Source organism: Methanosaeta sp. UBA458, assembly GCF_002496085.1.
Taxonomy (GTDB): domain Archaea; phylum Halobacteriota; class Methanosarcinia; order Methanotrichales; family Methanotrichaceae; genus Methanothrix; species Methanothrix soehngenii.
In genome coordinates this window covers 20,153-28,941 of record NZ_DAIK01000143.1, presented here as the reverse complement: position 1 = coordinate 28,941, position 8,789 = coordinate 20,153, and the positions used below count along the sequence as shown (strand labels likewise).

General features: G+C 54.1%; 9 protein-coding genes. 5 read left to right on the top strand and 4 right to left on the bottom strand.

Going from position 1 to position 8,789, the window contains the following annotated elements; genetic code table 11:
* Together BP822_RS10860 and BP822_RS10855 are read right to left on the bottom strand one after the other, a co-directional pair.
* Positions 1-386, bottom strand: a 386-nt coding sequence (locus BP822_RS10860; RefSeq protein WP_048132096.1) for a DUF473 domain-containing protein, incomplete at its 3' end; no start/stop codon positions are given.
* A gap of 6 nt (positions 387-392) precedes the next feature.
* The gene (locus BP822_RS10855; RefSeq protein WP_013719373.1) at positions 393-1,136 is read right to left on the bottom strand and encodes a proteasome assembly chaperone family protein; all 744 of its coding nucleotides are present in this window, start codon (positions 1,134-1,136) and stop codon (positions 393-395) included.
* A gap of 79 nt (positions 1,137-1,215) precedes the next feature.
* On the opposite strand from BP822_RS10855, the gene BP822_RS10850 reads away from it, so the two are divergent.
* From BP822_RS10850 to BP822_RS10840, 3 genes are all read left to right on the top strand, one after another.
* Positions 1,216-3,291 carry an acetate--CoA ligase family protein gene (locus tag BP822_RS10850; protein WP_276619482.1) on the top strand — a complete coding sequence of 692 codons (2,076 nt, stop codon included), beginning with the start codon at positions 1,216-1,218 and terminating at the stop codon, positions 3,289-3,291.
* Between the two features lie 100 nt (positions 3,292-3,391).
* Positions 3,392-3,985: a hypothetical protein gene (locus tag BP822_RS10845; protein WP_013719375.1), complete on the top strand. Its 594-nt coding sequence runs from the start codon at positions 3,392-3,394 to the stop codon at positions 3,983-3,985.
* Between the two features lie 199 nt (positions 3,986-4,184).
* On the top strand, positions 4,185-4,721 hold the full coding sequence (locus BP822_RS10840; protein WP_048132100.1) for a hypothetical protein: 537 nt from the start codon (positions 4,185-4,187) through the stop codon (positions 4,719-4,721).
* A gap of 83 nt (positions 4,722-4,804) precedes the next feature.
* Here the strand turns inward: BP822_RS10840 and BP822_RS10835 are convergent, their stop codons facing one another.
* Entirely contained in the window at positions 4,805-6,142 is a 1,338-nt protein-coding gene (locus tag BP822_RS10835; protein ID WP_286878283.1) for a signal recognition particle protein Srp54, read from the bottom strand.
* 68 nt (positions 6,143-6,210) lie between these two features.
* On the bottom strand, positions 6,211-6,777 hold the full coding sequence (locus BP822_RS10830) for a hypothetical protein (protein ID WP_048132102.1): 567 nt from the start codon (positions 6,775-6,777) through the stop codon (positions 6,211-6,213).
* A 310-nt stretch (positions 6,778-7,087) separates the two neighbouring features.
* Between BP822_RS10830 and BP822_RS10825 the strand changes: the two genes are divergently transcribed.
* The gene (locus BP822_RS10825) at positions 7,088-8,131 is read left to right on the top strand and encodes a C1 family peptidase (RefSeq protein ID WP_157863718.1); all 1,044 of its coding nucleotides are present in this window, start codon (positions 7,088-7,090) and stop codon (positions 8,129-8,131) included.
* 150 nt (positions 8,132-8,281) lie between these two features.
* Entirely contained in the window at positions 8,282-8,731 is a 450-nt protein-coding gene (locus BP822_RS10820; protein WP_013719380.1) for a hypothetical protein, read from the top strand.
* Positions 8,732-8,789 lie beyond the last annotated feature (58 nt).

Sequence of the window (8,789 nt, the reverse complement as noted above, 5' to 3'; positions counted from 1 at the left end):
CGTGCCCCGCAGTACCTCACCTCATCCACGTCTAAAGTGAGGGGCGTTGCTGGCTCAATGGACGCAATCCTTCTCACCCGACCGACGCCCACCAGCTGAAGCTGCAGCCTTGCTGCCTGAGACTCGCTCTCCTCATAATAATTCTCCCCAGACTGGATGGTTCTGTGGGTTATGACCTGAAGGGCCTTTATGGTGGTGATAAGGCCGGTAGTGCCTGGAACTACATCCAGGGCGCTTGAATCGGTGATGAATATCCTCTCGCCAGGCTGGCAGTTGTAGATGGCAAAGAAATTGTTCGGGCTCCTGATCTCCACCGTCCTCACCCTGGCGGCGAGAATCTCTTTTATCACATGTCTGGATAATCCGGTTAGGCTTGTGTAAATCATCTGGCATCACCCGTACATTGGGAACTCTTTCGGCAACTGGGTCTGCTGTTCCTCGGGTGCGGCCGCTTTCATCTGCTGGGCCAGTTGAGCCATCTGCACCTCGATCTCCTCTGCCTGTTCAGCGAGCTTGGCAGTGTTCACTCCCAGGCCATAGATCTTGTTAATGGTCTCGATGGCAGCGATCGCCGAGCGGGGATCAGGTTCTGCTGATGCCGTCTCCCCCAGCAGGCAGACCGCAGGGAGGTTTCTTATGCGGCACTCATTCATGATGCTACCGGTAATTCCGGTGATCGTTCCTATCTCAAAGATCTCTGCTTTGCCCCTTATCTTATCCAGCAGCTCCTGGCGGCTTACAGCGCCAAAGACCCGGTTCTGATCATCCATCACGGTTATTCCTGCCAGGCAGATCAACTCCTGTACATCGATGGACTCTGCCCAGGCCACTATCTCCCTTCCAACCTCATAGGAGGCCAGGGGATGGATGGGAATATCGGCGGTCAGAACCACTACCCCCTTGCTCGCATCCTCATAGATGCGAACCGGCATGTTCACTACTCCTCCCAAAAGGACTGCCAGTGGCGGGAAGTATTTGGAGTTCATCGCTCCGATATAGGTCATCTTCAGATCGTTGACTATGTACTGGCTGGCGATGTTACCTACCAGGCCGATTCCCGGGAATCCCTCTATCAGAATAGGGTTTTTGACAGTGAGCTCCTTTTCAAGGATGACCTGGACAATATCCTTTTCCATGAAAGATAATAACCTTTTATCTAAGATAAGATCATCGCTTCNNCAGAGCAGAACGATAAAGAGCAATCTGGGGTTGAAAATGGCAGAAGTAATCAAAGACATTATCGATCAGGCAAAATCAGTAGACAGAACTTACCTCATGGAGCATGAGAGCAAGGCCATTTTGGAGGAGCTGGGGATATCCACAACCGGCACCGTGGTAGCAAGAACCGAAGAGGAGGCAGTGGAGATATTCAAGTCTCTGGCCAGTCCAGTGGCCTTGAAGGTTATCTCTCCTGATGTAGTCCATAAATCCGATGCAGGTGGGGTCAAGCTCCATTTGAATGAGGAGAACGACGTCCGGCGAGCCTACCGGGATATTGTCAGCTCATTTCAGGGAAAGCCGGTGGAGGGCATCTCTGTGCAGAAGATGGCCCCGACGGGAATAGAGGCCATCGTGGGAGTGGCAAACGACCCCACCTTCGGGCCGGTTCTGATGTTCGGCCTGGGGGGGGTATTCGTTGAGGTCTTGAAGGATGTCAGCTTCCGCTCCATCCCCATCACCCGCTCAGATGCACAGGAGATGATCGAGGAGATCCGGGGGTATTCCCTGCTCAAGGGCAGCCGGGGCCACTCTGCGGATATCGAGGCCTTGAAGGATCTACTGATGAGGATATCGGATTTTGTGAACTTGGAGCCCCGCATCTGGGAGATGGATCTTAATCCCGTGTTCCTCTATCCCCATGGTTGCACTGTGGTCGATGCCAGAATCATCCTGGGCGAGCCCAGGGCCAGTCCACCCGCCGGGAAAGAGAAGCAGGATCTGCATGACCTCTTCTATCCTCAGAGCATAGCGGTGATCGGGGCTTCGGGTACGCCAGGAAAGCTGGGCTGGAATGTCTTCACCAATCTGGTCAGCCACAAGTTCAAGGGTATGCTCTATCCCATTAACCCCCGAGCAGAGGAGATTCATGGCATCAAGGCCTATCCCCGCATCAGCGCGGTGCCCGAGCGAGTGGATGTGGCCATCATTCTGGTCTCTGCAGGCATGACCGCGGATGTAGTGGAGGAGTGCTGCCAGTGCGGCGTGCGCTATATCGTAGTCGAGTCGGCCGGGTTTGCGGAACTGGGGCCGGAAGGCAAGAAGATCGAATTGCAGATGAAAGAGATCGCAGATAGGTATGGCGTGCGGCTGCTCGGACCGAACTGCTCGGGGATCATCAACACTCACTGCAGCATGGTGCAGTCCATAGGGATTGTGGATGCCTTGAGTCAGGGCAACATCGGCCTGGTATCCCAGGCAGGGGTGTGTGCAGCCGGGATGCTCTGGGGGCTGCGCCATATCATGGACTTCGGCATCATAGCCACCATTGGCAACAAATTGGACATCAATGAGACCGATATCATGGAGGCGGTGAGCAAGGACGAGAACATCAATGTCATCTGCATGTATCTGGAGTCGGTGAAAGGCGGCAGAAGGTTCATAGACCAGGCTCGCCAAATCACCATGAAAAAGCCCATAGTGGTGCTAAAGTCCGGCCGGACCGAGGCGGGAAAGAAGGCCGTGGCCTCCCATACTGCCTCTCTGGCCGGAAACGACCAGATCTACAGCGCCGTCTTCCGCCAGTCGGGGATCATCCGCGCCCGAGACTATGAGCATATGTTCAACCTTTCCAGAGCCATATCCAAGCAGCCCCTGCCTGACCGGGAGGGGGTTTTCATCATAACCTATGCCGGCTCGTTGGGGGTGATAGCTGCCGATGCCATCATCGACAATGGCATGCGCCTCTCCGAGCTGGAGGAGCCTCTGAAGAAGAGGCTGATGGACCTTTTGCCGGACTATGTCTGCGGCATGAACCCGGTGGACTACACCTTCAGCCAGGATGCCAGGATTGTGAAGAGCACCATAGAGATCGGGGTGGATAGCATTGATGTGGGCAGCTTCATTGTCATCCTCCAGGCGGAGATCCTGGACAGCTATGTTGATACCCTGAAGAGCATCGACTACAAGGGAAAACCCATCATCGCCTGCGTTGCCGGAAAGGAGTTTGAGATGCCCGGGGTCATAAAGATGGAGAAGGCGGGAATACCGGTCTTCTCGACCCCAGAGCAGGTGGCAGATGCCCTGGGGATCATGTACCGGCACTACAAGAGGGTTAAACAGGCGAAGAACTGAATTTCCAATTTTTTTTTATCATTTCGCATGATCGCCTCCTTCCAGAAGAGACAAGGTTTAAGATCTCCCAGGTATGCTATGACATGGAGGTATTAGGAGAATGGGATTCAAGTTTGTATTGATGACGTTGGCCCTGGTCGCATGCCTATCGGCTGCGGCTCTTGGCGCCAATGCAGTTCCGGAGTTTCCCACTGAGGATATGTCCGGCAGTGTGATCCGAGAAGAGGTTCAAGAAGGAGTCTATGGCGTTGCAGATGATCCATCGCTATCTTTTAGAAATGAGAGCCTGTTTTATATCGACAGACAGACGGGGATGAGCCCCAATGCTGTCACCAAGGTGCCTGTTAGGTATGTAGCAATAGCAGGGAACTGGTCCTTTACCCTTACCGGAGCAGCTACCAGCTACCTCACCCTTAATCTGTACCAAAACCAAGATGCAGTATCGGGATATGGTATACTGATGCAGAATGGAAACGCAGCTCAGGTAACCGCTGCGGGCACTATACTGGGCGACAGAGTGGCCCTGTTCGTGTCCCCGGTGCAGAGCCAGGGCCTTTATCGCTTGAGCCTGACCATAACCCCGGGATCCATGAACGGCAGCTTCGTCTACACCGCTCCGGGAGTGACCCAGCCGGGCATAGCCTCTGGAAAGCTGCTGTCGGTTCAGCCGGTGGCCGTTCCAGCGATGGCATAGTGCGGACTAAAGGCGGCAAGAGCCGGCCCGGCAAAATCGCAAAATACCCTGGCGGGATATAATAGATCCCCCTTTTTTTCAGTTGCGCCTTTCAAGCCCACGATTATTATACCAGAGATTGCTATATCATTTGATTGCCGTATCATCTGTGGAAAAGAGGCTTGAGTGGTGAATGCAATTGCATTTGAAAGGAATTCCGATGGCGATCTTGGTCTTGCTGATCCTCCTCTCGGGGGCAGCATCACAAGGATATATGGGTACCGTCTCTACCGGCAGGGGAATACTCACCCCAATCACCGTGGGAGAGGAAGAGTCATCGCAGGCACAGGTCGGCCTCTCCGGGGGGCTAAACCTCACTGGAAGCTGGTCGGCGAATCTTAAGGGCAGCCCCGCCAGACATCTGGATCTGGAGATGTTTCAGCAGGATGACCTGGTTATGGGCTCAGGGCAGCTTAGCTCTGAAGGCCGAAGAATTAACATCACTGCCGCCGGGTCGGTTGGGACAAAGGACCTGATGGTGTTCGTCATGGCTGCGGGAGGGGAGGAGGTCATAAGAATGGAGCTGTCCGCAAGCAAGACTGCCATCACCGGGGTGTATGAGGCATTTTCCCGGGGGATGCCGATCGAATCGGGAACGTTGACCGGAAGTGTGATCCTTTCCGCACCCCAAGATAAAGAGATAACCATCATCAGCGCCGCCACACCCTTGCCGGCGGCAAGCACCTCTTATGCATAGGCAGCCAGTGATCTAGAGAAAAGGCAGCCAATCGGGCCGAATCGATAAGAGCATTCACAAAAGCAGCAATGGCCAGAGCATCGTTATGTCTTGGCGCCTGGGTTGAACCTCTTCATCATCCTCTTCATGTTCATCTTGCCCATGCCTCCTCTCATCCCCTTGAGCGCCTTCTGCATGGCCTGATGGGATTTGAGCAGCTCGCGGACGAGGTCAGGCGAAGCGCCGCTGCCCTGGGATATGCGCTTGATGCGCGAGGCGGTGATGATCTTGGGGTCATCCAGCTCTGCGGCGGTCATGGAGTCCATGACTACCCGGTATTTGTCCAGCCTGTCCTTGGTCATCTGATACTCTTTGTCCGATAGCTCAAAGCCCAGACCTCCCATGGGCAGCATCTGCATGATCTGCTTTAATGGTCCGAGCTTGTTCATGGCCTCCATCTGCTGGTACATATCCTTGAGGGTGAACTTGCCCCGCATCAAGGACTCGACATCCACCTCCTGCTCGGTCTGAACCTCCTGGGCCCGCTCGATGAGGGTTTTGATATCACCCATCCCCAGCATGCGGGAGATGAAGCGGTCGGCCTCAAACCGCTCTAAATCCGCAGGCATCTCGCCCACTCCGATGAAGGCCACTGAGGTCTTGGTCTCCGCCACCGCAGAAAGGGCTCCGCCGCCCTTGGCAGTGCCGTCAAGCTTGGTGATAATAACCCCGGTGATGTTGACCGCCTCGTTAAACGCTTTCGCCTGCTCGCTGGCCTGCTGGCCTAAAGCGGCGTCCATCACCAGCAGCTTCTGATCGGCGTTTACCACTGCGTGAATGTCCTTCATCTCCTGGATCAGGTCCCCCTCCAGGGCATGCCTCCCTGCGGTATCGACGATCCGTATATCGTATTTTTTTGTGGCCTCCAGGCCGTTCCTGGCTACTGCCGGGGCATCGGTGTTGCCCTTCTCGCCGTAGAAGAATATGCCCTGCTTCTCGCACAGAGCCTTGAGCTGGTCATAGGCTCCTGCCCGGAAGGTGTCAGCGCATATTACCGCAGTGCGTAAGCCTTTCCTCTGGAAGAAGGTGGCGAGCTTCGCTGCGGTAGTCGTCTTTCCCGAGCCCTGCAGGCCCACGAGCATGATGTTCTGCTTTTTCAGAGGGATGTCGGCACCGCGGCCTACAAGGTTTATCAGCTCCTGGTAGACGATGTTGATCACATGCTCCCTTGGGTTCATGCCCGGAGCGGGCTTCTCGTCCAATGCTCTCGATTTGATGGTGTTGGATAGCTGCATCACAAGCTTCACATTCACGTCTGCTTGCAGGAGGGCACGCTGAATCTCCCGTACCGCTTCGTCGACCAGTGCTTTATCTATCTTATTCGCTGAGGCAATCTTCTTTAGGGCATTGCGCAGCGATCCGCCTAAGTTGTCCAGGACCATAATGCTTCCATTTCTGGTGGTCTTTAAGCCATATAAATTGTTTCTCGATGCAAAGCCATTCCAGGGGCCTATATCCTCACGGCGGTGGCATTTCCCTCGTCCATGATCTCACCATTCCACTTCAGTATATAAGCTCCAAATAGCGTTTCATTTGCTAAAACCAGATCAAGATCGCATCCGTCATACCTTTGATCCGGGAATTTTGGCGCCGCCGATTTGACCTTCAGCATTAGCAGTTCTCCCTCGAAGGAGCCGCTGGCAGATACGGAGTTCTTCGCCAGGCCCTCTCTCAGTTCGCCAAAGCCCATCACCTTGCTCCCACCGGAGGCCCAGAGGTCGAGGCCCAGGGAGACATCGCTCCGATTGGCAAATCTCACCGTCCAATCCCCGCTCACTTTATCTGCTTCGCTGGTTTCAGTCTCATTGAATGGCGATCCATCAGAGAACGGATCTCTCTTCCCTTCCACCACTGTGACTTTGGTGGGGGAATTTGCCATATCCATGCTGGGGGGAGTGATCAGGGGCTTGGGCATATCCATGTTGGCTCCGGTGATACTGGGCACTGCGATGGTGCCGGGATCCAGGGCTATGGCCTGAATCGATAAGCATGATAGCAACATCAAAACAAATGCCATTTGCATGTCAGTTCGTCTCACTTTTGCCCACCTGCCTGTCAATTATCTTCGTTATAATTTTAAACGTATCCCAGGGAAGAGGCGTCCACCTCCAGTCGGTTGGCATTAGCTGAAAAGCGGACAAGTATATATTTCATCCAGCCTATTATGCTATAGAAATGTCGTCCCTCCAAATGAACTCAAGCCAAGGAATGCAGCCCCGGGGATTGGATATTTCGTATGCATTTCGTCTTAGCCACCAATAGACTGTGCGGCGGAGATAGCGATGTTGGCAGAATTGCCGTCTGAGCATTGATTGGAGATGAAGACAATGGGAAAGACATATTCGACCGGGCTGATAGTATCGCCAGCAGAGATTCAGCATAATATGGCCATGTTTGTTGCCATGGCAAAGCTTCTGAGGGCGGTGGAGCATCCCTCTTCCTTTGACTGGAGGAGTATTGAGGGCGAAGACTTTACCACCCCCATCCGCGATCAGGGAAAATGCAGTAGCTCCGTTGCCTTCGCCACCATCGCCCTGATGGAGTCCATGATAAAGATCGCAAATCAGGACCCCAAATTGCAGCCCGATCTCTCTGAGGCCTATCTTTTTCCCCGAGGAGGTGGAAAATGCGAGAGCGGTGCTCAATTCGGGCGGATGCTCACGGCTGCAGAGTCCGGGGTTTGCGATGAGCTCTGCTGTCCTTATGCTGGAGACTGGAAGCCATGCCCGGATTTCAAGAGCAGATTGACTGCCATCACATTCTCTGAGACGATCTTCAGCCCGGAGCAGGCCAAAGCCCATATCGCCTCAACCGGCCCTCTAATGAGCGGCATGGCGGTCTATGCAGACTTCTTCGAGCATGATGGGGGGATCTACAGTCAGGATTATGGGAACTTCGTAGGCAACCATGCCATTCTGATCGTTGGCTATGACGAAGGGGAGGATTGCTGGATAGGGAAGAACTCCTGGGGTCTCACTTGGGGGGAGGGAGGGTGGTTCAGAATCAAGCAGGGAGAGTGCGGCATAGGCTCAGCTTTCCCATTCTATTCCGCTGCCATAGGCTTGAGTCCAGTTCTAGCCTTCCCACCGTCACCAGACATCGCCGCCCCGATCGACGGCACCTTGTATGTAACCATGACCAGAGCCGGAGAACGCGATGTGATCTTGCTGGTGAACAATAGGGAGATCGGGGCGCTCACCTTGGGCGAGACCCTGACTGCAGGGGAGTTCAAGAGGGGTGATACCATCCAGTTCGACCTTGTGGGAATCGCTCATAAGAACGTCTGCTTCCCATCGGGCTGGAGGATATGGACTCTCAGGATGGATGGAGGAAAGTACGAGTTCCGGGTTCTGGAGCGGGATAAACGATAACCACAAGGTTTATTATCATTATAGTTCGAACCGCTATCTGCGGTGATGAAATAGCATTCATCTCCCGCGATAGAAGCATCAATCGATCACCGATCGCATCTGTGCCAGGGAGTGGGAATGAGGGCAGGATGCGCATTTAGGAGGATTAATATGGCAAAGATTTTTAGCATAATGGTCCTGGCGACCATGCTGGCATTGATAGCGCCTGCAATTGCCCAGCTGCCTTCTGAGGCAGTAGCTAGTAATCGCGAAGATATTTCTGCAATAAACAGGAGCATCATAAATCAATTCGATCCCACGTATGTATGGAAGAATCCATATGCTTTGGATCTATCCGGGATCAGTCCGGCAGTATTTGGGAACATCGCCTTCGCCAAGAGCCCCGGTGGCGTTTCATCGGCACTATATACCGAGAGCATCAATGAGTTTTTGAGCCGCGATCCTGATGCCGGCAAGAGCAACATCACCGTCAATGCCGCCAGAGTGGGATTGACGACAAAGGCCGCTTTTGTTGGAAGCAGTGTGCGAGGGAGCCCATCCGCACCCGGGAGCACTGCAGCATCACCGAGCGCCGCAGAAATGCAGAATGAGACCACTTAGATCTTGAGCTCGCGAGGACCTTCCAGGCCCCCCTGGCATGATCCCGGCGTCGTACCAT